21 protein-coding genes are annotated in these 25,640 nt (G+C 67.9%); 11 read left to right on the forward strand and 10 right to left on the reverse strand.

Annotated elements, in window-relative coordinates; all coding sequences use genetic code 11:
• The first annotated feature begins 10 nt into the window (after positions 1–10).
• From VV02_RS10930 to VV02_RS26400, 8 genes are all read left to right on the forward strand, one after another.
• On the forward strand, positions 11–454 hold the full coding sequence (locus tag VV02_RS10930; protein WP_245633051.1) for a MarR family winged helix-turn-helix transcriptional regulator: 444 nt from the start codon (positions 11–13) through the stop codon (positions 452–454).
• 118 nt (positions 455–572) lie between these two features.
• The gene (gene ftsE, locus VV02_RS10935; RefSeq protein ID WP_052591586.1) at positions 573–1,319 is read left to right on the forward strand and encodes a cell division ATP-binding protein FtsE; all 747 of its coding nucleotides are present in this window, start codon (positions 573–575) and stop codon (positions 1,317–1,319) included.
• Positions 1,319–2,239: a permease-like cell division protein FtsX gene (gene ftsX, locus VV02_RS10940; protein WP_052591587.1), complete on the forward strand. Its 921-nt coding sequence runs from the start codon at positions 1,319–1,321 to the stop codon at positions 2,237–2,239. The genes ftsE and ftsX overlap by 1 nt, the downstream gene beginning before the upstream one ends.
• A gap of 24 nt (positions 2,240–2,263) precedes the next feature.
• Positions 2,264–3,526 (forward strand): peptidoglycan DD-metalloendopeptidase family protein, encoded by a 1,263-nt coding sequence (locus VV02_RS10945; RefSeq protein ID WP_052591588.1) that lies wholly within the window; start codon positions 2,264–2,266, stop codon positions 3,524–3,526.
• A 105-nt stretch (positions 3,527–3,631) separates the two neighbouring features.
• Positions 3,632–4,114, forward strand: coding sequence for an SsrA-binding protein SmpB (gene smpB, locus VV02_RS10950; RefSeq protein WP_052596850.1), 483 nt, complete (start codon positions 3,632–3,634; stop codon positions 4,112–4,114).
• 53 nt (positions 4,115–4,167) lie between these two features.
• On the forward strand, positions 4,168–6,066 hold the full coding sequence (locus tag VV02_RS10955) for a DUF2207 domain-containing protein (protein WP_083450075.1): 1,899 nt from the start codon (positions 4,168–4,170) through the stop codon (positions 6,064–6,066).
• Positions 6,067–6,169: 103 nt separating this feature from the next.
• Positions 6,170–6,394, forward strand: coding sequence for a GNAT family N-acetyltransferase (locus VV02_RS10960; protein WP_052591590.1), 225 nt, complete (start codon positions 6,170–6,172; stop codon positions 6,392–6,394).
• Between the two features lie 273 nt (positions 6,395–6,667).
• The gene (locus tag VV02_RS26400; protein ID WP_157063365.1) at positions 6,668–7,780 is read left to right on the forward strand and encodes a hypothetical protein; all 1,113 of its coding nucleotides are present in this window, start codon (positions 6,668–6,670) and stop codon (positions 7,778–7,780) included.
• 1,056 nt (positions 7,781–8,836) lie between these two features.
• Here the strand turns inward: VV02_RS26400 and VV02_RS10970 are convergent.
• The 7 genes from VV02_RS10970 to VV02_RS11000 all read right to left on the reverse strand — a co-directional run bounded on the left by VV02_RS10970 (position 8,837) and on the right by VV02_RS11000 (position 15,779).
• Entirely contained in the window at positions 8,837–10,258 is a 1,422-nt protein-coding gene (locus VV02_RS10970) for an aldehyde dehydrogenase (NADP(+)) (RefSeq protein ID WP_052591592.1), read from the reverse strand.
• A gap of 57 nt (positions 10,259–10,315) precedes the next feature.
• Complete coding sequence (locus VV02_RS10975) at positions 10,316–11,317, reverse strand: proline racemase family protein (RefSeq protein WP_052591593.1); 1,002 nt, start codon at positions 11,315–11,317, stop codon at positions 10,316–10,318.
• 1 nt (position 11,318) lies between these two features.
• Positions 11,319–12,242 carry a dihydrodipicolinate synthase family protein gene (locus tag VV02_RS10980; protein WP_052591594.1) on the reverse strand — a complete coding sequence of 308 codons (924 nt, stop codon included), beginning with the start codon at positions 12,240–12,242 and terminating at the stop codon, positions 11,319–11,321.
• Positions 12,239–13,603 carry an FAD/NAD(P)-dependent oxidoreductase gene (locus VV02_RS10985; RefSeq protein ID WP_052591595.1) on the reverse strand — a complete coding sequence of 455 codons (1,365 nt, stop codon included), beginning with the start codon at positions 13,601–13,603 and terminating at the stop codon, positions 12,239–12,241. The genes VV02_RS10980 and VV02_RS10985 overlap by 4 nt, the downstream gene beginning before the upstream one ends.
• Positions 13,600–13,893 (reverse strand): (2Fe-2S)-binding protein, encoded by a 294-nt coding sequence (locus VV02_RS10990; RefSeq protein ID WP_052591596.1) that lies wholly within the window; start codon positions 13,891–13,893, stop codon positions 13,600–13,602. The genes VV02_RS10985 and VV02_RS10990 overlap by 4 nt, the downstream gene beginning before the upstream one ends.
• The gene (locus tag VV02_RS10995; RefSeq protein ID WP_083450076.1) at positions 13,893–15,092 is read right to left on the reverse strand and encodes an NAD(P)/FAD-dependent oxidoreductase; all 1,200 of its coding nucleotides are present in this window, start codon (positions 15,090–15,092) and stop codon (positions 13,893–13,895) included. Before VV02_RS10995 ends, VV02_RS10990 begins: the two co-directional genes overlap by 1 nt.
• Before the next feature lie 105 nt (positions 15,093–15,197).
• Positions 15,198–15,779, reverse strand: a complete 582-nt coding sequence (locus VV02_RS11000) for a helix-turn-helix domain-containing protein (protein WP_052591597.1) — start codon at positions 15,777–15,779, stop codon at positions 15,198–15,200.
• 149 nt (positions 15,780–15,928) lie between these two features.
• Between VV02_RS11000 and VV02_RS11005 the strand changes: the two genes are divergently transcribed.
• Both VV02_RS11005 and VV02_RS11010 read left to right on the forward strand, forming a co-directional pair.
• Positions 15,929–17,368 carry an aminopeptidase P family protein gene (locus tag VV02_RS11005; protein ID WP_052591598.1) on the forward strand — a complete coding sequence of 480 codons (1,440 nt, stop codon included), beginning with the start codon at positions 15,929–15,931 and terminating at the stop codon, positions 17,366–17,368.
• 90 nt (positions 17,369–17,458) lie between these two features.
• Positions 17,459–18,550 (forward strand): metalloprotease, encoded by a 1,092-nt coding sequence (locus VV02_RS11010; protein WP_157063366.1) that lies wholly within the window; start codon positions 17,459–17,461, stop codon positions 18,548–18,550.
• 13 nt (positions 18,551–18,563) lie between these two features.
• On the opposite strand, the gene VV02_RS11015 is transcribed toward VV02_RS11010, so the two are convergent.
• Positions 18,564–21,950 carry a pyruvate carboxylase gene (locus VV02_RS11015; protein WP_052591599.1) on the reverse strand — a complete coding sequence of 1,129 codons (3,387 nt, stop codon included), beginning with the start codon at positions 21,948–21,950 and terminating at the stop codon, positions 18,564–18,566.
• Positions 21,951–22,116: 166 nt separating this feature from the next.
• Between VV02_RS11015 and VV02_RS11020 the strand changes: the two genes are divergently transcribed.
• The gene (locus tag VV02_RS11020) at positions 22,117–23,094 is read left to right on the forward strand and encodes a hypothetical protein (RefSeq protein WP_052591600.1); all 978 of its coding nucleotides are present in this window, start codon (positions 22,117–22,119) and stop codon (positions 23,092–23,094) included.
• 70 nt (positions 23,095–23,164) lie between these two features.
• Here the strand turns inward: VV02_RS11020 and VV02_RS11025 are convergent, their stop codons facing one another.
• Positions 23,165–24,730 carry a DHA2 family efflux MFS transporter permease subunit gene (locus VV02_RS11025; protein WP_052591601.1) on the reverse strand — a complete coding sequence of 522 codons (1,566 nt, stop codon included), beginning with the start codon at positions 24,728–24,730 and terminating at the stop codon, positions 23,165–23,167.
• A gap of 99 nt (positions 24,731–24,829) precedes the next feature.
• Positions 24,830–25,456, reverse strand: a complete 627-nt coding sequence (locus tag VV02_RS26670; RefSeq protein ID WP_052591602.1) for a TetR/AcrR family transcriptional regulator — start codon at positions 25,454–25,456, stop codon at positions 24,830–24,832.
• Positions 25,457–25,640: the final 184 nt, after the last annotated feature.

Here is a 25,640-nt window from a genome sequence, read left to right on the forward strand (position 1 = left end):
GGTTAGCCGCGTGCCTGAGGCCATCGATCAACCCAGTGTCGGCGTACTCTGCTTCATCGCGCACCGCGCCATGGAGACCCGTGTGATGGAGGGGCTGGCCGACGCCGGCTTCGACGATGTGACTCTGGCCCAAAGCCGGGTCTTCCAGAGAATCGCACCCGCGGGCAGCAGGATCACCGACCTGGCCGAGCAGGCGCGCGTGACCAAGCAGACGGCCGTCTTCCTGGTCAATCAGCTCGAACGAGTCGGTTACGTCGAGCGCGTCGCCGACCCGACCGATGCCCGAGCCCGGCTCGTACGGGTGGCCGGCCGCGGTCAGGCGGCGGTGGCGGCGGCCCGTCGGCTCGAGCGGCAGGTCGAGGAGGAGTGGACCCAGCACCTGGGTGCGAGAGATGTCGCCACGCTGACCAGGATCCTCGCCCGGCTGCGCGAGGTGACCGACCCGTACGCCTGAGTCTCGTACCTGGTCGGCGTGGCGACTCTCGTAGTCCACCTCTCGCGGCCTACCGTGGCGTACGCCTGCCAGGGCAGTAGTACATCTGCCCACGAGCCAGCGAGGTTGCCGCCGCCCGATGATCCGTTTCGACGCCGTCACGATGCGCTACGACAAGCAGAGCGAACCCGCTCTGGATGACGTGACTCTCGACATCGAACGTGGTGAGTTCGTCTTCGTCGTCGGTGCCTCGGGGTCGGGCAAGTCGACCCTGATGCGGATGATGATCCACGAGAAGGTCCCGTCCTCGGGGCAGGTGCTCGTGGCCGGCCGCGACCTCGGCGTGCTGCCCGACCGCAAGGTGCCGGCGCTGCGCCGCGGGATCGGCGTGGTGTTCCAGGACTTCCGGTTGCTGGAGAACAAGACGGTCTACCAGAACGTCGCGTTCGTGCTGCAGGTGCTGGGCCGTCGACGTCACCAGATCAAGCAGACCGTGCCCGAGACCCTCGACCTGGTGGGCCTGGACGGCAAGGCCGGCCGGATGCCGCACGAGCTCTCCGGTGGCGAGCAGCAGCGGGTCGCAATCGCCCGCGCTGTGGTCAAGAAGCCGGCGATCCTGCTGGCCGACGAGCCCACCGGCAACCTCGACCCCGAGACCAGCGTCGGCATCGTCAAGCTCCTCGAGCGCATCAACAAGACCGGCACCACGGTGCTGGTCGCCACCCACGACCACGGAATCGTCGACCAGTTCCAGAAGCGGGTCGTCGAGCTGGAGTCCGGGCGGGTCGTACGCGACGAGGCGATCGGTGGCTACGGCACCGACGTACGCAGCGCGCTCCCGCCGGAGGCCCACGAAGGCGCGGTCGACCCCGAGGGTGACCGCTGATGCGACTGCAGTTCATGCTCAGCGAGATCGCCAACGGGCTGCGTCGCAACGCCTCGATGATCATCTCGGTGATCCTCGTGTCGATGGTGTCGCTGTTCTTCCTCGGCTCCGGCCTGCTCGCTCAGCGCCAGGTCAGCACCGCCAAGGGCTACTGGTACGACAAGGTCCAGGTCTCGATCTTCCTGTGCACCGCGCAGTCGACGGACTCTCCCTCGTGCGCCGACGGTGCCGTGACGGCCACCCAGCGCGATCAGATCCGCCGCGACCTGGACAGCCTCAAGCCGCTGGTCGAGAAGGTCTACTTCGAGAGCTCGGACCAGGCGTTCACCAGGTTCCAGGAGCAGTTCCGCAACAGCCCCTACCTCGGCAGCATCGACAAGAGCGCGATGCCGGAGTCGTTCCGGGTCAAGCTGTCGGATCCGACGCGGTTCGGTGAGGTCGTCTCTGCATTCGACGGTGCTCCAGGCGTGGAGACGGTCAGCGACCAGCGCAAGGTGCTGGACACGTTCTTCAACCTGCTCAACGTGCTCTCTATCGGTGCTGTGGCGCTCGCCGTCATCATGCTCATCTGCTCGATCCTGTTGATCACCACCACGATTCGGCAGGTGGCGTTCACCCGTCGACGTCAGGTCGGGATCATGCGGCTCGTGGGCGCCTCGTCCACGGTCATCTATCTCCCGTTCGTCGTCGAGACCGTGCTAGCGACGATGGTCGGGGCAGCACTGGCGATCGGGCTGCTGTGGGCGATGGTGCACTACGGCATCTCGGGTCTGTTCGACAACGACCCGGGCGGCGGGGGTCTGGTGAGTCTGATCGGCGAGCATGACGTCTGGCTGATCACGCCGTGGCTCGCCGTCGGCGGGCTGGTGCTCGCCGTCGTCACCTCATGGATCACGTTGCGTCGATATCTGCGTGTCTAAGGTCTACGAGGACAAGGAGCTGTCATGACCGGAGCATCACGAGTACGCCGCGCGACGGCGGGCGTCATCGTCTCCGGCCTGCTGCTCGGCGTGGGCGGCTCGGCGATGGCCGACGACCCGGGCGCGCGCAAGAAGAAGATCGACGGGCAGATCGGCACGTCCCAGGAAGACCTCGAGATCGTCTCCAAGGATCTGCGCACAGCGCTGACCACGCTCGCGGCGACCAACAAGCGCGTCGGAACCGCCCGCACGACGCTGACCAAGGCCGAGGGTGAGCTGCGGGCGGCCAACAAGTACAACAAGGACATCGGCGGCAAGCTCAAGGTCGCGCAGGCCAACGAGGGCAAGAACGTCAAGTCGCTCAGCGACAACACGAAGGCTCAGGGCCGCACCAAGACCTTGGTCGGCGGGCTCGCACGGCGCAGCTACATGCAGGGCGGCATGGGACGCCTCGAGCTCACTCTCGACGTCCTCACGTCCGGCCGCAGTGATGTCACCGACAACCTCTCTCTGGCCGACATCGTGCTGCGTCAGCAGAGTGGGGTGCTGCGCAACCTGTCCGGAGAGAAGTCGGCCGGCAAGGCCACCGGCAACCGGCTCACGGCGATCCGCAAGCAGGTCGCCGATCTCAAGCGCAAAGCGGCGGGCGGCGTGGTCCGGGCCAAGAAGGCTCGCGACAGCGCCGGGCGCGCCAAGACCTCGTTGGACAACCTGCAGAAGTCGCAGACCAAGGCCGCGGGAGATCTGAAGCGTAAGAAGGACAAGGAGATCAAGGACCTTGCCTGGCTCAAGGGCGAGTCGGGTCGTCTGCAGCGCGTCCTCGATGCGCGCGCCAAGGCTCGCGCCAAGTCGAATCCCAAGGACGCACCCGCACCGACCGGCAGCGACGGCCACTTCCTCACCGGCCCACGGCCCAAGAGCCAGATCACCTCGGCCTTCGGCTACCGGCTGCACCCGATCCTGGGTATCTGGCTGCTGCACGCCGGCTCGGACTTCCACTTCGGCTGCGGCGCACCGGTCTATGCCGCTGCCGCCGGCGACGTCATCGAGGCGAGCACCAACTCGATCGCCGGCAACAACATCGTGATCGACCACGGCCGGGTCAGCGGCACCAACCTGGCGACGCAGTACGAGCACCTCAGCGCCTTCGTCGTCCGGGGCGGCCACGTCACCAAGGGCCAGCTCATCGGCCGGGTCGGCTCGACCGGCCGCTCGACCGGCTGCCACCTGCACTTCGCGGTCCTGGCCAACGGCCGTTACGTCAACCCTGCAGGCTGGATCGGCTAGCCCCAGGGAATCCATTGGGAGCCCAGGCGTTGCTCTGGGTAACCTGGGTCGCTGCCGTGCGGACGCCGTACGGCAGCACCAGTACTCGTGGAGGGAGGCGTGACCATGCCCAAGGAACAAGGCAACAAGGTGATTGCGAACAATAAGAAGGCCCGGCACGACTACCTCATCGAGGACACCGTCGAGGCCGGCCTGGTGCTCATGGGCACCGAGGTGAAGTCGCTGCGGATGGGCCGCGCGTCGCTCGTCGACGGATATGCCACCGATTACAACGGCGAGCTGTGGCTCGAGGGTGTGCACATCCCCGAATACCTGCAGGGCACCTGGACCAATCATTCGGCGCGGCGGCGGCGCAAGCTGCTGATGCATCGCCACGAGATGGACAAGCTGATCCGCAAGAGCCAGGAGTCCGGCCACACGCTGATCCCGCTGTCGCTGTACTTCAAGGACGGCAAGGTCAAGGTCGAGATCGCGCTGGCCAAGGGCAAGAAGCAGTACGACAAGCGGCAGTCGCTCAAGGAGCGTCAGGACCGCCGCGAGACCGAGCGCGCGATGTCCGTACGCCGGCAGCCTCCCGTCGCGAGGTAACGACCAGGGCGGTCCGGCGGCCGTCGTACCCGACATCTGACAGTCTGTGCGCCATGCGACGGATGTGGGCTGCGGTAGCAGCTGTGCTGGGTGTGCTGGCCCTGCTGACGATTGGTCCGGTGGGCGCGGCACACGCGGCGACGGGGGAGCGGATCACCTCGTTCGAGGCCGACTACGCGGTGCAGCCGGACGGCTCGGTCAAGGTCACCGAGCACCTGACCTGGCAGTTCGCCGGCGGCGACTCGCACGGGATCAAGCGCAACATCATCACGGCCCAGGGCTACGACCCGGACCCCAGCAAGTACCGCGCGTACCCGATCAGCGACATCAAGGCCTCCAGCCCGACCGGAGCGCCCGCCGACGTGAATCGGCAGCAGCTCGGCGCCAACACGGTGATCCGCATCGGCGACCCGAACGAGACAGTCAGCGGGACGCAGAAGTACGACGTCTCGTACACCCTCGGCCACGTCGTCAACGACCAGCCCGACCACGTCGAGCTCTACTGGAACGTCACCGGTGCGCAGACCTCGATCCCGACCGACCGGGTCAAGATCACCGTCCACGGACCCGGCGGCGTCACCAAGACCGCCTGCTACTACGGCCTCACCAAGGAGGCCAAGCAGTGTCAGTCGACCCCAGGCCAGACGGGGACCTTCACGGCGGCCGACCTGCAGGGCTTCGAGCAGGTCACCGTCGTCGCGGCGTTCCCCAAGGCCGGGTTCACCGACACCAAACCCCAGCTGGAGCAAGGCAACCCGGACTCCTACGACAAGGGTGACTCAGGCAAGCTCGGCGACAACCTGACGCCGGAGCAGCGGCGCGCGCTGCAAGGCGTATCGCTCGGTGCCGGTGTCGGCCTGCCGGTGCTGGCGGCCTCCGGCATGGGACTGCTGCTGTGGAAGCGCGGCCGCGACGAGCGCTATGCCTCGGCGGTCCCCGGACTGACCCCGCTGGCCGGCCAGGACGCGACCGTCGTACGCGGCAAGGGACCGGCCGTACCAGTGCAGTTCCAGCCGCCTCAGGGCGTCCGCCCCGGGCTCATGGGCACACTCATCGACGAGGACGCCGGCACGGTCGACGTCAGCGCCACGGTGATCGATCTCGCGGTGCGCGGCTTCCTGCAGATGAAGGAGGTCGACAAGGGCGGTCTGTTCAAGACGACCGACTGGGAGCTCACCCGGCTCGAGCCGCCTCAGGGCGAGAGCCTGATGTCGTACGAGAACACAGTGCTGAGCGGAATCTTCAGCAGTGGCAGCCCGATTCGGCTGTCGGAGCTCAAGAACAAGTTCCACGTGTCGTTGGCATCGGCCAAGAAGCAGATGTACGACGAGGTCGTGCAGCGTGGCTGGTTCCGGAAGTCGCCGGAGTCCACCCGAGGCGTCTGGAAGGCCGTCGGATTCCTGCTCGTCGGAGCGGGCGTGCTCGGCTTCTTCGTGCTGCCGGCGATCATGCGGCAGGCCATCGGCATCCCGATCGGCCTCGTGCTCGCCGGCCTGATCACGGTGTGGATGGGTCGACACATGGCGGCCAAGACGGCCGACGGCAGCGCGGTCACCACGCAGAGCCTCGGCTTCCGTCAGTACCTCGAGACCGCGGAGGCCAACCAGATCCGCTTCGAGGAGGCCGAGCAGATCTTCAGCCGCTACATGCCGTACGCCGTCGTGTTCGGCATCGCCGACCGGTGGGCCTCAACCTTTGGCAACGTCGCGGAGGCGGCTCAGGCCGCGGGTCGACCGCTGGTCATGCCGCTCTGGTACATCCCGTTGGGCACCGGCTTCCCGAGCTTCAACGGGATCGCCGAGGGTGTCGACGCGTTCGGCACGGTCGCGTCCGGCACCTTCGTCAGCACGCCCGGTTCGTCTGGCGGCAGCGGCTTCGGTGGCGGCGGGTTCTCCGGTGGTGGCGGCTTCAGCGGTGGTGGCGGCGGAGGCGGCGGCTCCAGCTCCTGGTGAGTACTGATGAGCATCGACCGGTCAGACGAGCCGCAACCAGTACCGGCACCACTACGGCCAGCCGTCCGACGGGGACGAGCGCACCCTCGGCTGGCTGACCGACATGGTCCAGTCGAAGATGCTCACGGTCTACACGGCATCAGTGGGCTCGCCGGCGGATGCACCTCCGATCGGCCTGGCGACCGGCCATGCGGTCCCTGCGTCGCTGGTCATGGGACGGTTCTGGCAGCTGCGTGACCTGTACGTGCTTCCCCGGTCCCGTCGCCAGGGAGCGGCAGCGGCCCTGGTCAGCGCTGTCCGAGAGGCTGCCAGTTCTGCTGCCGTGTAGGGCTGCTCGCTTGCGGCTCCTGTCACCTCCGAGGGTGGACCACTGGTCCACACGTCGGCCATGGCACGGGGCCTAGTTTCGGCCCCGTCGTAGCCAATGCCCTCATGGACGCCGTGGGTCGCCCAAGAAAGTTGTCCCCGTACGTCCCCACGGTCCGATCGGCCCGGATATGGTCCTGCTACCTCGGTAGGGAGCCGAGGGACAGGGGGACGACACAGGCGGGGATGCGTCCTGTCGACTCCATGATTTCTCATGAGAAGAAAGCTGTCAGACATGATCAGTAGAGGCATGGGCAGTATTGGTGGGGCTTTTCTATTGGCGACGGCAGGCATTGTGACGCCTGTCGCGGCGCACGCATCGTCAGGCCAGGCGGAAGAATTTGAGATCGCATCTGGAATTGTGACGAACGCCGGTCGCCCGCAGGCGGGTGTCGACGTCGTTGTCCAGCAGATGCCAGAGGATGTGTCTGCGAAGTCGTTTGCGGTCAAGCTGGTAGGATCGGCCCGAACAGATTCGAGCGGAAAGTGGTCGCTCAAGATTTCAAAGACGAAGGCGCCAACCTCGTCAGACGGCAGTCCCGATCTTCTGATCACCGCTGTTTCTGATGCAGCGACTGCTGTTTGGAATGAGCCTGTCGTTCCGCAGAGTGGAAAGGCGAAGACGGGCGCGACTTCAAAGGCAAAAATGGTCGCCCTGGACATGAAGGGTCGCACGGCAGTCCAATCGCCACGTGCGGCGTCTCTGATGCGACGCTACATCAAAGAAACTCACTTGTCGGCGGGTGGGGTCGAGCCCATGGCCAGCTGTCAGTTCTATAAGATCAAGGACCTTCCGCAGAGCGTCATCTACTTCACGCGTCTGTGGACAGACTCCCAGACGCGTGGACGAGTGATTCAGTCGGCATCCTCGAGTCATACTATGGGGGCTGGATACTCGGCGAGTGGCGACTATGGCAGCTTCGGCGCATCGGGCACCCAAACGAAGACCAGCGGAACGGGATACGACACGGGCTTCACCATCTGGAACAGCGCCATTGGAAACAAGTGGCTCTATGGGCTCTACGGGCGCAAGTGCGACGGTAGCTGGACGCCGGGGTCATTTACCTTCCCGATCAGGGCGACGGCTGGGCCGTACACGACAGGCACCGCCGCCGTTGGGTGGTGCGTGAACTCCACGCCGTATAAGGCGGGTTGGACGTTCGATAGGTACGCGAATAAGAGTGGCTCGGTCACATGGACCGGAAACATCATGGGCGCTCACATGTCCGCTCAGAGCGGCTGGGCAACCACCCAGAGGATTCAGTACCACTTCTACTACAGCGGCAGAATGTGTTCCGGAAGCTCGGCCGGCATCTTCGACGCCTACAATGTCAGAGCAGATCGCTAGTGAGGAGCGTTCTCCGAGCGATTTTCGCCGGCCTTCTCATCGCTGCTCTTGGTGGATGCAGCGATGAGAAGGCCGCGCCGGGTTCTCTTGAAGCTGGAAGCGGATTTGGAAAAGCACAGCCTGGCCAAGTTTCGGGCAACGCGGCCGTAGGCGAGAAAGTCTCCGTTTCCAGTTTCACGCTGTGCATTGGAGGGAAACCTGCGACCCTGTCCGGTGTGCGATTCAGTGATCCGGGAGCGGTGGTCTCAGATTCCCGGTTGCGTGTGGTGGCACCGAACGGCAAAAGAGATGCTGTCGGCGCTCCTACGCTCGAGCCAGGTGGGCAGCCCGTGAAAGGTTCGAGGATTGCCGACGAGTGCGGAAAGCGTAAAGGATCGTCAGTCACGGAGGTCAGTATTCTCCTCCGACGGGTAACCGCGCCGGCGTTCGCTGGGAGTTTGATCGTCGACTACGAGGTAGGTGGAGCGAAGCACTCCTTGAAGTATCCGGTAAGCGTTGCGTTCTCGGCGGCTGGAACGGCCTGACGTCTGACGGTCCGAACCCGTCACGACCGGACTCGCACCCTGTCGTGACGGGTTCGCCGTGCTTGCGCGTAGTCAGTGCTGTGCGGGCCCACATGGATAGCTTGGTCGGCAGGACGGGCAAGGGAGACTCAACGCGCCCGACTGATCTCATTCCGCTACTCGAAGGTCCTCGCCAGGTTCGGAGCAAGCCGTCTCGCGTGCTGAAGAAAGCAACGAGTCGCCGCAAGGGTGCCCTGCGTCCTGGTGCTGAGCGCCGGATGCAGCAAGAAGTCGAGCGCACCGGATCCGAAAGAGCCCCTGACAAGCCGATCCCGCTCGCGGGACAAGGTCTATGCATCCTGACGGCGTCCTCGGGCGGTGGGCCGGACAACTTGGACCCATTGCGCGTCAAGGCGATTGAGAAGGACCCAAGCATGATGCTGGTCTGGGTGACGGCGGTGGACCAAGTCGCCCGCGCCTCACGCGGGGCACGTACAGCACTGAGCGGATTCCCTTCTTCTCGCCGATCGCCCCAACGATCGCGGACTGAGTTCTAGGCGTACGTCGTTCGCTCGTCGATGTTCTGCGGGACGCCCCACGGGTTGCTGTCTTGCAACGGCGCGGGCAGCGCGGACTGCGGCCAGCCCTGATAGGCGACCGGCCGCAGGAAACGGTCGATCGCGGCGGTGCCCACGGAGGTCGTACCCGGTGCGGTCGTCGCCGGAAACGGCCCGCCGTGCTGCTGCGCAGCGCTGACTGCGACACCCGTCGGCCACTGGTTCCAGAGCACCCGACCCGAACGTGCAGCGAGAGCGCCCGTCAGGTCGGCGAGCTCGGCAGCCTCGTCGCTCGCGGCCTGCACGGTCGTGGTGAGCTGGCCGGGCAGGGAGGCGATCTCGCGTACGACGTCGTCCAGGTCGTCGTACGTCACCGTCACTCCGAGGGGACCGAACGCCTCCTCGTGCAGCACGGGCGAGCTCGCGAAGGTCTGCAGGTCGCAGGTCAGGAGCCTGGGTGAGAGCGGATCCGACGGTTCGACCGGTGCAGTGACGCCCGGGACCTGGGCCATCTGGCCCGCGACGGAGTGAAACCCGCTGGCGATCCGGTCGTTGAGCATGGGCGCCGGAGCCACGTCCGCCAGTCGGTCCGCGATCTCGCCGAGCACAGCGGAGCCGCGTGGCACGAACAGGAGGCCGGGGTTGGTGCAGAACTGACCCGCGCCCAACGTGAGCGAGCCGACGTAGCCCGCAGCGATGTCCGAGGCACGCTCGGTTGCGGCCCGAGGGGTGACGACGACGGGGTTGATGCTCCCCAGCTCGCCGAAGAACGGGATGGGTTCGGAGCGCGATGCCGCGATGCGAGCCAGTGCGAGGCCGCCGGAGATGGATCCGGTGAACGCTGCGGCCGCAAGGTGCGGGTGTTCCAGGACGGCGACACCGTCGCCCACCGAGGTCACCAGGCCGAAGCCGCCTGGCAGGTCGACTGCAGTCTCGACCAGAGCGGCGGTTCGGGAGGTCAGCTCGGGATGCCCCGGGTGTCCTTTGAGAATGACTGGGCAGCCCGCTGCGAGTGCGGACGCGGTGTCGCCACCAGCGACGCTGAAGGCGAACGGGAAGTTGCTCGCGGCGAAGACCTCGACGGGGCCGAGCGGCACCCGATAACGACGGAGGTCTGGGCGGGGTCCGCTCGGCCAGTCAGCGGCCGGCCGGTCGAGACGGACGTCCAGGAACGTGCCTTGTCGTACGGCATCGGCCAGCAGCCGCAGCTGAAATGTCGTGCGGGTGAGCTCGCCGTTGAGTCGCTGCTCCCCGAGATACGTCTCCCGGATAGCGAGCATGACCAATGCTTCTCGGTCGGACTCGAGGGCTTCGGCGATCCGTTCGAGTCGGTCGGCGCGCTCGGTCAGCGGCTCTTGAGCGAGGTGCCGGGCAGCCTTGCGTGCGGCCTCGAGGAGGTCATCGACGGACTGGCTCATACGAGCTCCTTGTCATCAAAGTTGTGGATCTGGTCAAGCGGATCGGCCAGCGCTCGCTCAGAACGCGAATCCGCGGGGGAACGGATCGGTCGGATCCAGCTGGTACGTCGCGGTGCCCGTGATCCACGCGCTGCCGGTGAACTCGGGTACGACGGCCGCGTAGCCACCGACCTCGGTCTCGCCGATCAGCCGGCCGGTGAAGTGTCGACCGATGAACGACTCATTGCGGAACTCGGTGTCCAGCGGCAGCTCGCCGCGGCCGTGCAGCTGCGCCATCCGGGCGCTGGTGCCGGTGCCGCAGGGGGAGCGGTCGAACCAGCCGGGGTGGATCGCCATCGCGTGGCGGGAGTGCCGTGCCGTCGACCCAGGCGCCACGAAGTGCACGTGCTTGCACCCGGCGATGCTGGACTCGGTCGGATGAGTCGGCCGGTCAACGTCATTGATAGCGCTCATGATTCGCAGCCCAGCATCCAAGATGTCGTCCTTGCGCGCCCGGTCGAACGGCAGGCCCACAGCATCCAGCTGAGTGATCGCGTAGAAGTTGCCGCCGTACGCGAGGTCGTACGTCACCGCACCCAGGCCGGGTACGTCGACGGTCGCGTCCGTCCGCATGAGGAACGAGTCCACGTTGCGGAGGGTGACGGCTTCCGCCCGACCGTCGCGCACACGTACACGGGCCTCGATGAGACCCGCCGGGACGTCGAGGCGGATGACCGTCTCCGGCTCGGTCACCTCGACGAGGCCCGTCTCCACCAGCACCGTCGCCACGCCGATCGTGCCGTGACCGCACATCGGCAGCAGGCCACTGACCTCGATGAACAGCACGCCCCAGTCCGCGTCGGGCCGGGTCGGCGGCATCAGGATCGCGCCGCTCATCGCCGAGTGTCCACGCGGCTCCAGCATCAGCAGCTCGCGCAGGTGGTCCATCTCGGACGCGAAGTGCACGCGCTTGTCGGCCATCGTGTCGCCGGGCACGAGCGGCAGGCCGCCCGTGATGACCCGGGTCGGCATGCCCTCCGTGTGCGAGTCGACGGCTGCGATGCTGTGGAGCGAACGCATGTCAGCGGCGCTGTGCGAGTGCGTCGACGGCGCGGGTCATGTCGGCGCGTACGCGGTCGGCCACCTCGGGCAGCAGCGCGCCACGGGGCGGGCGGCACGGGCCGCCATAGCGCCCGACCTGGTCCATGCACTGCTTGATCGCCTGCACGAACTCGGTGCGCGAGTCCCAGCGGAACGCCGCTACGAGAGGCGCGTACAGGTCGTACGCCTGCTGAAAGTCTCCCTTGCCGACCAGGTCGAACAGCTCGACCGATTCACGAGGGAAGACGTTCGGGAAGCCGGCGAACCAGCCGGTCGCGCCCATGGCGAGTGACTCGAGTGCGACGTCGTCGGCGCCGGCCACGACCTGCAGGTCCGGCGCGACCTCCTTGATCTCCAGGACCCGGCGGACGTCTCCGGAGAACTCCTTGATCGCGACAACGTTGTCGAGCTGCGCGAGCTCGGCGACCAGGTCCGGCGTCAGGTCGACCTTGGTGTCGATCGGGTTGTTGTAGGCCATGATCGGGAGGCCGACCTCGTTGATCGCCTCGTAGTGCTCGATCACGTCGCGCCGGTTCGCCCGGTACATGGTCGGGGGCAGGCAGAGCAGACCGTCGGCGCCGTCCTCGGCAGCGAGCTCGGCCCAGTGGCGAGCCTGGTGGGAGCCCGCACCGTGCACGCCGACCACGACGACGCCGTCGTCCCCGACCGCTTCGATGGCGGTCTGCGCGACCTTGCGGCGCTCCTCGTCGGTCAGCGACGAGTACTCCCCGAGCGAGCCGTTGGGCCCGACGCCGCGGCATCCGCTCTCGACAACCCAACGGCAGTGCTCGGCAAACCGGTCGTAGTCGACCTCGAGTCCCGCTGGCGCAGAAGGGTTCTCGCGGTACGGCAGGGCGGTCGCGACGATCACGCCGCCGAGGTCACGGGTGGGCTGCTTGCTCATGATGCTTCTCCTTGCTTGGTGGTCCGGTCGGCGTGCACGAGCTCGCCGAGACGGATCGGTGTGCTGATGGGTCGGGTCGTCTGGGATGGGTCGGCATGTCCGGTAGCGCGCGTCAGGGCGGCGATGGTGGGCCCGCACGTACGTCCCTGGCAGGGTCCGAGTCCGGCTCGCGTGCCGAGTCGTACGGCCGCGGTGCCGGACGTCACGGGATCGGCGAGAGCCTGGCGTACGACGTCATACGGGACGTCCTCGCAGCGGCAGATCACGGTGTCCGGTCGGAGCCACTCGAGCGAGCCCGGACCGATGGCGGTCGCTCCGGCGAGACGTCGCGCAAAGCCGCGCCACACGTCGCGAGCGCGCAGCTGCGGCGCGATGGCATCGGCTGATCCGCCGCCGGCGATCCAGCCGGCTACGGCGCCCTCAGCGGCGGCGCCCGCCTCACCCGCGATGCTCGTCACCTCGCCGGCTGCGAAGACGTCAGCCACGCTCGTCCGCTGATGTTCGTCGACCTCGACGAACTGGTCATCGGTGACGGTGCAGCCGGCCGCGAGCGGCAGCTCCAGGGCCGGGGTGAACCCGTGCCCGACGGCCACTGCGTCCACGGCGATGGTGGTCTCGGTGCCGGCGCGGACGCTCCAGTCGGGGGACAGGCGGGCGATGACCGCCTCCTCGACCCGGCCGTCACCGCGAGCCGCAACCACACCCCAGCCGGGGCGGTATTGGGTGCGTGATCGGGCAAGGCCGGTGACGTATCCGCTGAGTTCCCAGACCTTTTCAAGGTGCGACCGCAGCTCGTGAGGTCGCGCGAGCCAGTGGCGAGCGAGGTGGTTCGGGCGCTGCGCCTCGAGGACGGCGACCACCTCGGCGCCGACCGAGCTCAGGGTCTGGGCAACAGGGAGCAGGAACGGGCCGGTGCCGGCGATGAGCACACGACGCCCGATGGCGAGACGCTCGCGCTTCGCGAGGGCTTGCGCAGCGCCGGCGGTGTAGACACCTGGCAGGTCCCAGCCGGGGAACGGCAGGACGCGGTCGTGCGCGCCAGGACACAGCACGAGGGCATCTGCCCGCAGGCAGTGCTGCGTCCGGTCGGTGCCGTCCGACGGGCCGGTGACCACTCTGACCGTGGTGCCGTCCTCGATGGCCCAGACCGTCGCCGAGCGCAGCCAGGTGACGCCCTCCGGCGCCGTGGGGCCGACCGCGTCCGGCGTACGCAGCTGTGGTGCTGCCTGCCGGTGGTACTGACCGCCGAGACTGTCCGACTGATCGATGAGCGTGACCTCAGCGCCCGCACGGGCGGCCGCAGCCGCGGCCGCCAACCCCGCGGGTCCTGCGCCCACGACCGCGACGTGTCGGCCGGTCATGCCCGCTCCTCGTGACGGGACTGGGTGACGACGACGTCGCCCGCGGTGGCCGGTCGGCGACAGGCGCGTACGTCGGGCAGATCATTGACGGTGACCAGGCAGTCGAAGCAGACTCCGATGCCGCAGAACACGCCTCGCGAGGACCCGCCAGGTCCCGTGCGCCACGCCGAACGCCGCTGCGCCAGAAGGACGCCCGCGATGCTCTGACCCTCAACGCCCTCGAAGTCGACGCCGTCGACCGTGATGATGAGAGGAATGTCCTGAGGCTCACGCCGGAAGGTCGCGGGCATCAGACGGCCTCGTCCGCGTGCAGTCGTACGGCGTCGTTGGTGACCGCTTGGCGGACGCCGAGCGCCGACAGGTCAGGCTCCTGCACACCATCGACCATGAGCTGCGCCAGGAGCTGCGCTGTCCCGACGCTGAGGCCGATGCCGGCGCCCTCGTGGCCGGTCGCGTGCCACAGACCGGCCAGTCTCGGGTCCGGCCCGATGACCGGCAGGTGGTCAGGGGTGAAGGGCCGGAAGCCGCCATACGCCCGCATGACCGGGACGACGGCGAGGCGCGGGAACAGGGTGATGGCACCCGCGGCGAGGGCGGCGTACTGCTCGGCGCCCATCGTGCTGTTGAACCCGACGAGGCGGCGGGTGGAGCCGATGAGGATGGTCCCGCTGCGCGTGCTCTCGACGACGGTCGAGGTCTGCATGGCTGCTGAGCCGTTGTCGACCGCACCGACGTAGTCGGCGTCGTAGACCTTGTGGTGGACGATCGGCGGCTGTGCGGTCGTCACGAGCACCTCGCCACGACGGGGCCGGATGTCGAGGCTGACGCCGAAGTCGGACGCCACCGCGCCCGCCCACGGCCCGGCCGCGTTGACGACCGCGTCGACACGCATCGTGCCGGCCGTGGTTCGCAGCGCGCGAAGAGAGTCGCCCGACGTGATGCCGCCGAGAACCGTTGTGTCGCAATGCAGTTGGGCGCCCGCCATCACAGCGGACCGCAGCAGGAGGGTGGCGGCGCCGACCGGCTGGACCTGTGCGTCATCGGGATAGAGGTACGCGCACCGCGCCTCGCGGGTCACGTGCGGCTCTGCCTCGGCGAGCTCATCGGCGGACAACGGCTCAGCCCTGACTCCGGCTTGCTGCTGTCGGGTGGCGAACGCTTGCAGGGCATCAGCGCCCTGCTCCGTCGTCGCCACCACGACGCCGCCCTTGGGTTCCCACTCGACGTGTCGTACGGCGTCGTGACCGAGCTGCTCGGCCAGCTCCTCCAGCACCTGGGGCCACAGCTGCCGCGAACGCATCGCCAGGGTCAGCTCAGGCCCGGGCGCCTTGTCGGAGACCAGGATGTTGCCCTCGCCGTGAGAGGTCGTGCCGGCGCCAGGCATACCGCGCTCGATCACGTGGACCGACAGGCCGCGGAGGGCGAGCGCGCGGGCACAGGCAGCGCCCACCACACCGGCGCCGATGACGGCGACCGTGCCAGCGCTCATGGCACTCCACTTCGGGCGTTCGGGGAACTCGGACAAGGCGTTTGATATATCGAACGCTTGTCACGGTAGAGAGAACACGTTCGTCGTGTCAAGAAGTGGGCCGCGTCAGGGGTGCAGGTCGAAGACGCGCTGGGCCTCACCTGGCGGGTACTCCAGCAGCAGCACGGACCGTACGTCGCCATCGATCGCCTCGTAGCTGTGCGGCTGGTGGGCATCGAAGGCGATCGCGTCGCCGGCGTGCAGGTCCACGGTCTGCTCGCCGACGTGCACCCGCAGCGTGCCGACCTGGACGATGGTGTGCTCGGTGCCGATGTGGCCCGAGGAGGGCTGCGGCCCACCCGTGCGGATCTGCTGGTCGAACACCTCGACGGCGACGCCGTTGCGTCGCAACGTGCGGAGCATGCGCAGGTCGATGGTGGGGCCGCTGAGCACGTCCTGCTCATCGCCGCGCACGACCGACAGCGTCGGGACGGAGTCCTCGAGCAGCGTCGAGATCGGTGCGCCCAGCGCGCGAGAGAGGCTGAAGACGGTCTCGATCGTCGGGTTGCCCGCGCCCGACTCGAGCGCCGACAACGTGGCCTTGCCAATGCCCGAGCGACGCGACAGCTCGGACAGCGAGATGCCGGAGTCGAGGCGCGCGCGCCGCAGGTTGTCGGCGAGGACGCGGCGTACGGGCTCCGGCTCCATGCGCCGAACCCTAACTCGTCCGACGCGGGCCACGGCCGCGCCGCGCGACGGTATGGCTTTCCCAAGATCGTTCGACATACCGACCAGTTGCGTTTAATGTGCCGAACACTGTCGGTGCGCGGGGCGCCGGCGCCAACGGAAGGACGGGCATGAGTCGGACGGACGAGCTGGAGACCTCGAAGCCTGTGGCGCAGGATCCACGGCTGCCGCGGTTGTCCGAGAGCCCGGCGTTCGTGGACTACATGTCGAGCGGGTGGGACGAGCCGGACCGTACGCCGGTGGTCGCCGAGGGCGCAGCCGCGGCGGCCGCGCAACACCGAGCGCGACTGTCGGATCTGACCGTCGGTCGCACGGTCGTGATCGGCGCGGGCAGCGCTCCGACACGGAACGACGACAACGTCTACGACTTCCGGGTCGACTCCGGGTTCTACTGGCTGGCGGGAGCCTCGATCGAGCGCGCCGTGCTCGTCTTGCAGCCCGTCCCCGGCGGGCACGACGCCGTCCTCTTCCTTCCGCCGCCGGCCCGCCCCGGTGGTCCAGAGTTCTTCTCCGACTCCGCGCACGGCGAGCTGTGGGTCGGTCCGGCGCCTGGCATTGCCGAGTGGTCATCAGCGTTGCAGATCACCGTGCGACCGCTCGAGGAGCTCGAGTCCGCGCTCAGCACTGCGGTCCAGCCCTTCGTCGGAGGCCAGCTCGACCATGACGTCCTCAGGGGTCTGGGCGCGCAGGAGAGCGTCGAGCAGATCGTCTCCGAGCTGCGGCTGGTCAAGGACGCGTGGGAGGTCCAGCAGCTGCGCCGTGCGGTGGACCTGACCGTCGGGGGTTTCGCGGCGGTCGTTGCGGAGTTCCCGACCGCGATCGCGCACGGTGGCGAACGCTGGCTGCAGGGCACGTTCGACCGGCATGCGAGGACGTACGGCAACGGCGTCGGTTACGCGACGATCGTCGGCAGCGGCGCCCACGCGCCGACCCTCCACTGGGTCCGGTGCGACGGCCAGGTCCGTCCCTCCGATGCTGTGCTCCTGGACATGGGTGTCGAGACGCGCAGCCTCTACACGGCTGATGTCACCCGTACCTTTCCGGCCTCCGGCACGTTCAGCGATGTGCAGCGACAGGTGCACGACCTGGTCGAGAAGGCCCAGCGCGCAGCGCTCGCGACGGTCGCGCCAGGCCGCACGTTCGACGACTTCCACCACGCGGCGATGGAGGTCATCGTGCGCGGCCTGCACGACTGGAGCCTGTTGCCGGTGTCCGTCGACGAGGCGCTCTCGCCGGACGGTCAGCACCACCGCCGCTTCCTCGTCTGCGGTGTCGGCCATCACCTCGGGCTCGACGTGCACGACTGCTCGTCGGCTCGCTACGAGGAGTACCACGCCCGGTCGGTCTCCCCGGGGATGGCCATGGCCGTCGAACCCGGCCTCTACTTCCACGCGCACGACCTGTCGGTGCCGCCTGAGCTGCGCGGTATCGGCGTACGGATCGAGGACAACGTGCTGGTGACCGACACCGGCTCGGAAGTGCTCTCGGCCGCGCTCCCGCTCGACGCGCGCGGTCTGGAGAACTGGATGACGGCGCAACAGGTGCGCTGAACCGACACGGAGGCAACGATCATGGCTAGACGTGCAGGCGTTAGCAGATTCCTCTTCTCTACCGGTGTTCTCGGGCTTGCTGCAGCCACCATGGCTTTCAGCAGCGCGGACGCGGCGACCAGGCCACGTGGCCACGGCCACGGTCCCGGTCACGGCCACAAGGACACGACGTGCCTGACCGGCACGCTGAAGTACCACGGCTTCAACGCGGAGGCCGGGACGAGCAAGCCGGCGACCGAAGCGCCAGCCCGCAACGCCAACTGGGAGCTCTGGGGTTCGACGACCGCCTCGGGCTCGCCGAAGAAGCTCTCCGGCGGCATCACGTCGGCCGGCAACGGGTCCTTCAACGCGTGCTACTCCGCAGGGCCGTTGGCGAAGGCGTACGTCCGGTTCACCTCGGCGAGCACGGCGACGTGGCGGGTCATCACCAGCGAGACAGGCGGGGTGTACGCCTTCACGACGCCGACCCGGTCAGCGTCCGGGACCGTGAATCTCGGCACCGTGTGGGCGCCGACCGCGATCCAGGACGCCTGGAAGATCGTCGACACGATGAACCTCCTCTACTGGAAGCGCGCCAACCCCACGACGCCGTGCTGGACCAAGCACCAGGCTGCTGGCAAGTGCGACATCTTCACCGTGGTCTGGAGTGCGGACAGGGACGGGGGCTACTGGGACTACGGCGGCACCAACTTCGTGATCTTGGGCGGCGACCAGCCGGACTCGCAGCACCTGGTGCTGCACGAGGCCGGCCACTGGTTCCAGTGGCAGCTCTACAACAAGTCATTCCCCGAGGTGACCGGCTGCTCCCCGCACTACGTCGAGCGCAGCAGCTCGACCTCGTGCGCCTGGACCGAAGGCTTCGCTGACGCGGTCGCGGCCTACGCCCTGGGCGACTACCGCTACGTGTTCGACACGGGTCAAGAGGCGAGCTTCGTCAACGACCCGAGCACGCCGGGCTGGGACAGCGGTGACACCGTCCAGGGCCGAGTCGGCAGCTCACTGCTCGACCTGTGGGCGGGCGACGGGCCTGACGGCGGCTCGTGGGACAGCAACATCGCGATGATGAGCGGTCACTTCAGCCAGGACTTCCGGGAGTACTTCACGACGGACCGCCCGGCTGCCGGACTGGGCACGCAGGGAGTGCCCACCCAGATCCTGGCGTCGCACACGATCCGCTACTGAGTACCCGGGCCGGTCAGGCCGGTTCGATGACGGCGATCAGATCGCCGCCCTCGACCTGGGCCTGGCCGGTCACGGCCACTCGCTTCACGGTGCCGCTGACCGGCGCGGTGATCGCGGCCTCCATCTTCATCGCCTCGATCGTCGCCACAGCCGCACCAGCCTCGACGACAGTGCCTTCCTCGACCGAGACGGTGACGACTCCGGCGAACGGTGCGGGCACCTGCCCGGCCTGGCTCGGGTCGGCCTTCTCGGCCTGCTTGATGTCGACCGTGACCGACTCGTCCTTGACCTGGACCGGGCGCAGCTGGCCGTTCACGAGGCACATGACGGTGCGGAAGCCGCGCTCGTCGGGCTCGCTGATCGACTGGAACGACAGCAGCAGCCGCTTGCCCTGCTCGATGTCGACCTCGTGCTCCTGGCCCGGGCCGAGCCCGTGCAGGAACTCCTTGGTCGAGAGCAGTGAGAGGTCGTAGTACATCTCCTGCGACCGCTCGAAGTCCTTGGTGGGGCCGGGGAAAAGCAGCCGGTTGAGCGTACGTCCGGGGTTGGCGAGCAGTGCCTGCTCGTCCTCCTCCGACAGGTCCGTCACCGTCGGCCGGATCGTACGACCGGCGAGCGCCTTGGTGCGGAACGGCTCGGGCCAGCCGCCGGGCGGGTCTCCCAGCTCGCCGGCGAGGAAGCCGACGACCGAGTCCGGGATGTCGTACCTGCTCGGATTCTCTTCGAAGTCAACGGGATCCGCGTCCGCACCGACCAACGCGAGGGCGAGGTCGCCGACCACCTTGGACGACGGAGTCACCTTGACGATGTTGCCGAGGATCGCGTTGGCCGCGGCGTACATGTCCTCGATGTCCTCGAACCGGTGGCCGAGGCCCAGCGCGATGGCCTGCTGGCGCAGGTTGGACAGCTGACCGCCGGGGATCTCGTGGTGGTAGACGCGGCCGGTGGGGGAGGGGAGCCCGGACTCGAACGGCTTGTAGAGCTGACGCACGGCCTCCCAGTAGGGCTCGAGGTCGCCGACAGCCTGGAGGTCGAGTCCCGTTGCGCGAGTAGTGCCGTCGGTCGCAGCGACCAGCGCCGACATGGACGGCTGGCTCGTGGTGCCGGACATCGACGCGCTCGCGACATCGACCGCGTCGACGCCAGCATCGATGGCCGCGAGCAGCGTGCCGAGCTGGCCACCGGCCGTGTCGTGGGTGTGCAGGTGGACCGGCAGGTCGAACCGATCACGCAGTGCCGTCACGAGGGTGCGCGCCGCCGGCGCACGCAGCAGTCCGGCCATGTCCTTGATCGCGAGCACGTGCGCGCCGGCGTCCACGATGCGCTCCGCGAGCCCGAGGTAGTAGTCGAGTGTGTAGAGCTTTTCGTTCGGGCTGGTCAGGTCGCCGGTGTAGCAGAGCGCCACCTCGGCGACGGCCGTGCCGGTCGACCGGACGGCATCGATGGCCGGGCGCATCTGCTCAACGTCGTTGAGCGCATCGAAGATGCGGAAGACATCGATGCCGGTCCGCGCCGCCTCGTCGACGAAAGCGTCCGTGACGCGCGTCGGATAAGGCGTGTAGCCGACCGTGTTGCGACCGCGCAGCAGCATCTGGATCGGCAGGTTGGGCATCGCACCGCGCAGCTTGGCCAGCCGCTCCCACGGGTCCTCCGACAAGAAGCGCAGTGCGACGTCGAAGGTCGCGCCGCCCCAGGCCTCGACGCTCCACAGCTGCGGCGTCATCCGCGCGACGTAAGGCGCGACGTGCATCAGGTCGCGGGTGCGCACGCGCGTCGCCAGCAGCGACTGGTGCGCGTCACGCATGGTCGTCTCGGTGACGGCGACGGCCGTCTGCTCGCGCAGCGCCCGCGCGAACGCCTCCGGTCCGTCCTTGAGCAGCCGGTCACGGGCGCCCGACGGGATCGGGGTCGTGATGTCGTACGCCGGCAGCTTGCTCCGCGCGGTGTGCTTGATCGCGGCTTCGGGCCCGTAGGGCTGGTTGACGGTCTGGTGGGCGAGATAGCTCAGCAGCTTGGTGCCGCGGTCGCCCGGCACTCGCGCGCTGAGCAGCTGCGGCCGCTCCTCGATGAATGACGTGGTCACCCGGCCGGCCAGGAAGTCCGGCTCCTCGAGCACGGACTGCAGGAACGGGATGTTGGTGCTGACACCACGGACACGGAACTCCGCGAGCGCACGCCGCGCGCGACGTACGGCCGTCGCGAAGTCGCGTCCACGACAGGTGAGCTTCACGAGCATCGAGTCGAAGTGGGCGCTGATCTCGGCGCCGACGAAGATCGTGCCGCCGTCGAGGCGTACGCCGGAGCCGCCGGCCGAGCGGTAGACCGTGATCGAGCCGGTGTCCGGGCGGAAGCCGTTGGACGGGTCCTCGGTGGTGATGCGGCACTGCAGCGCCGCGCCCTTGACCTGGATGTCGTCCTGGGTGAGGCCGAGGTCGGTCAGCGTCTCACCGGACGCGATGCGCAGCTGCGAGGCGACCAGGTCGACGTCGGTGATCTCCTCGGTGACCGTGTGCTCGACCTGGATGCGCGGGTTCATCTCGATGAAGACATAGCGGCCCTGCGGATCGAGCAGGAACTCGACGGTGCCGGCGTTGACGTAGCCGATCTCGCGTGCGAAAGCCACTGCGTCAGCACACATCTGGGCACGCAGCTGCGGGTCGAGGTTGGGCGCCGGCGCGATCTCGACGACCTTCTGGTGGCGGCGCTGCACCGAGCAGTCCCGCTCATACAGATGGATCACGTCACCGTCACCGTCAGCCAGCACCTGCACCTCGATGTGCCGCGGGTCGACCACGGCCTCCTCGATGAAGCAGGTCGCGTCGCCGAACGCGGACTCCGCCTCGCGCATCGCGGCCTCGAGGGACTCGCGCAGATCCTCCGGACGCTCGACCCGGCGCATACCGCGGCCGCCACCACCGGCCACGGCCTTGACGAAGACCGGGTAGCCGATCTTCGCGGCCCCGCCGAGCAGCACATCGAGGTCATCACTCGGCTCGATGCTGCGCAGCGTCGGCAGCCCGGCCTTCTTGGCGGCGGCGATGGCTCGGGCCTTGTTGCCGGTCAGGTGCAGCACGTCGGACTTGGGCCCGACGAAGGTGATGCCGGCGTCGGCGCAGGCCTCGGCCAGGGCCGGGTTCTCCGACAGGAAGCCATAACCCGGGTAGACCGCGTCGGCGCCGCACTCGACGGCCACCCGGACGATCTCGGCCGGGTCGAGGTAAGCGCGGACCGGGTGCCCGACCTCACCGATCTGGTAGGCCTCGTCGGCCTTCATCCGGTGCTCGCTCTTGCGGTCCTCGTAAGGGAACACCGCCACGGTCGCGGCGCCGAGCTCGGTCGCAGCGCGGAAGGCGCGTACGGCGATCTCGCCTCGGTTGGCGACCAGGACCTTGCGGAACATGCGGAACTCCCAGGTACTCAGGGGGGCAGACGCTCGGGCGAGCCTAGCCGGGCCTCTCACGCGCCCTGGGGTACGTCCGCGGATCGTGCTCCGCCACACCTTGGTCGTGCTCCGCGAGACCTTCGGCCGATGTCGCACGGGTGGCGGTCTTCATAACGTCTGGGTCGTGAAGGCCAGACTCCACCTCCTCGCGCCCGTGCTCTTCGTCCTCGTGTTCGCTCCGGTGACGGCCGAGTACCTGATCGGGTACGACGACACCATCGCCAACCCGGTCGCGCTCATCTTCGGGGTGTTCATCTTCGGACCGCTGTACGGCGCCCCGGCCGTCCTCATCCGCGACGTGGCCCGGCGCAGGGGACTGGGCTGGCCGACGATCCTGCTGCTCGCCACCGCCTTCGGGCTGATCGAGGCGGGGCTGGTCGACCAGAGCCTCTTCGACCCGGACTACTCCGACATCCCGTACTGGGACGACCTGCGTGACCCGACCTTCATGCCGTGGGCGGGCACGAGTGCGTACATGGCGCTGACCTTCGTCGCCGGTCACGTGTTCGGCAGCATCGCCGCGCCCATCGCCCTCGCCGAAGGGCTGTGGCCGGCACGACGTCGTACGCCGTGGCTCGGCCCGGTCGGTCTCGCTGTGGTCGCGCTGCTCTGGCTGGGCGCGTGCGGCGTGATCCTCGGCGACCAGCTGAATGCGACGTCGTTCCGGGTGTCAGCGGGGCATCTGGCCGGTGCGGTCGCGGTGGTCGTGCTGCTCGTCGTCCTCGCGCTGACGCGACGGCGAAACCCGGCCGTACGAGCGGGGACAGTCCCCGCCCCGTGGGTCGTGGCGCTCGTGAGTGCCGCGCTGCTGATGGTCCGCAGCGTCGTCCCGACCGGATGGTTCTCCACCGGGGTCGCGGCCGCAGCGATCGTCGCCTGGGTGGTCCTGGTCGGCCGATGGTCGCAGCGCGCCGGCTGGGAGCGCCGACACGTCGTGGCCGCGGTGATCGGCGACCTGCTCTCCATCGGCATACCGGCGTTCTTCACCACGCCGCTGGGCGACATCCCGACCTGGCAGAAGCTCATCAGCAACGTGGTCCTGCTGTCGCTGGTGCTCGCCGTCGCCTGCCGCGCCTACGTGCGCGTTCAGCGGACTGCGTAGCGCTGGGTACGACGAAGGGCCGGGGTAGGCGTACCCCGGCCCTTCGTCTCGGTTCCCCCGATCTACCGGGTCAGCCGATGTGGACGCTCTCCTGGCCGTCCGTGGCCAGCTCCTCGTGCTTGACGTTCAAGAACACGAGGGTCGCGACCGCACCCAGCAGGAGCATGCCGGCGGCAACCCAGAAGCCCTGCGTCGAGGCGTAGGTCTGGATCTCACCACCGAACTGCTGCTGGAACTGCTTGGCGGCGGCTGCCTTCTCGGCGGCCGTCGTCGGCAGCGGCAGACCCTTGGCCTGAGCCTGCGCGATGACCTGCGCCATCAGCTCCTTGCCCTTGTCGGTCGCGGCGCTGGTGAACACGGTCGACAGAGCGGCGATGCCGACGGCGCCACCGATCTGCTGTGCGGTGTTCAGAGCCGATGCCGCGGCGCCCGAGTCGTTGGCACTGATGCGTGCCGTTGCCGTCATCGTCAGCGGGATGAACAGGAAGGCCATACCGACGGACTGGATGACGATCCAGGGCAGCAGCCCCGTGACGTAGTTGCTGTCGACGCTCAGCTGGGCGTAACCCACCATGCCGCCCGCGGAGAACAGGCCACCGATGCCGGCCAGCCACCGAGGGTCGATCTTGCCGACCAGGCTGGAGGCGATGCCTGCGGCAACCGCGATACCGACGCTGAACGGCAGGAACGCGAAGCCGGCCTTCACGGGGGAGTAGCCCAGCACCTGCTGGACGAACAGCCCGAGGAAGAAGAACATCGCGAACATCCCGGCACCGACCAGCAGCATGGCGAACAGACTCACCGCGCGGTTGCGGTCGGCCAGCACACGCATGGGCAGCAGCGGGTGCTTCGCCTTGGTCTCGACGAACACGAAGGCGCCGATCAGGACGAGGCCGCCGATGAGCGGGAAGAGCGTCATGAAGTCGCCCCATGACGAGTCCGGCTGAGCAGCGTGCGACAGGCCGTAGACGATGCCGAACAGGCCGGCGGTCCCGACCACTGCGCCAGGCACGTCGACGCTGGCGTCATTGCCCTCCGACTCCACGAGGACGCGCGGAGCCAGGAACGCGACGAACAGGCCGATCGGCACGTTGACGAAGAACGTCCAGCGCCAGTCGATCTCGGTCAGTGCGCCACCGAGAATGAGGCCGACTGCGGCACCCGCACCGGACATCGCGGCGTACGTCGCCATCGCCCGGTTGCGTTCCTTGCCAGCCGGGAACGTGGTGTTGATCAGCGCCAGCGCGGCCGGCGAGGCGAGTGCAGCGCCCGCACCCTGCAGCGCCCTGGACGCCAGGAGCAGGCTCTCGTTCGGCGCGACACCGCCGAGGAGTGACGCGGCCGCAAAGAGCAGCACGCCGTAGAAGAACATCCGACGGCGACCGAACAGGTCACCGAGGCGACCACCGAGCAGCAGCAAGCTGCCGAACGACAGGGCGTACGCCGTGACGACCCACTGACGGTTGGCGTCGGTGAAGCCCAGGTCGGTCTGGATGTGGGGTAGTGCGATGTTCACGATGCTCGCGTCGAGCACGATCATCAGCTGAGCGCTGGCGATCACGATCAACGCAAGGGTCAGATTGCGGGAGCGTGGCTTCTCCCGCTGCTCTGACGCTGTTTCGACAGATGTCGACATGAGCGGTCCCTCTCTCGGGTGGTCTGTGGTGTGCGGTGTGGTTCTGGTCTGTGGGCTTAGATCAGTCTTGATGACCTGGCGGACAGCTTCTGTCCGCTATCAGGTCGCCGAGGCCGACAGGTTTTTGGCGGGGTTCACGGTGGCCTCGCAAGCGGGTAGCAGGATGTGGTCGACGACATCGCGGATGTAGTCAGTACTAGGACCCGCGCCGTGCTCCACGGTGTGACGCATGGCCATCGCGGGTACGACGGCCGACAGCAGATCGAGGTCGGCGTCCGGCCCCAGCTCGCCCCGTTCCTGGGCCCGCTTGAGACACTCGATGAGGAGGGCGTGGCGCGGAGCCATGACCTTCTCCATGAAGCGTTCGGTGAGCTCCGCGTCGCGGTGCAGTGCAGGGACGATGGCGGCCATCACGCCCGAAACCCGTTGTGTCAGATCGGGATCCGCGCACGCGAGGGCTTCCATGTCGCCTCGGAGACTGCCGGTGTCGAGCGCCTGTCCGTCGTCGCCGGGACAGACCTTGACGAGCTGGACGGCGGCGATGACCAGGTCAGCCTTGGTTGGCCACCGGCGGTACAACGTCGCCTTGCTCGCCCGGACGCGGGCTGCGACCAGGTCGAAGGTGAGCTTGTCGTACCCCACCTCGAGGAGCACGTCCAGCACACCATCGAGGACTGCGTCCTCGCGGTCTCCCATGACCCGTGGGCGCTGGCTCGTGTCGTTCATCGGATCTCCTTCGACCCTTGTCCTGGCGTTCTCCGCACCCATGGCGGGGAATAAATCGGTGGTGAATGCATCTGTATGGATCGAAGACTGGTCTCGACTCCGGAAGGCGTCAGCCCTCCAGGAGGTCGGTGACCGGGTCCCTGATACCGATCGGCCGAACGAAACGAAACTGTTTCGTACTACT

This window comes from Luteipulveratus mongoliensis, from assembly GCF_001190945.1.
Lineage (GTDB): Bacteria > Actinomycetota > Actinomycetes > Actinomycetales > Dermatophilaceae > Luteipulveratus > Luteipulveratus mongoliensis.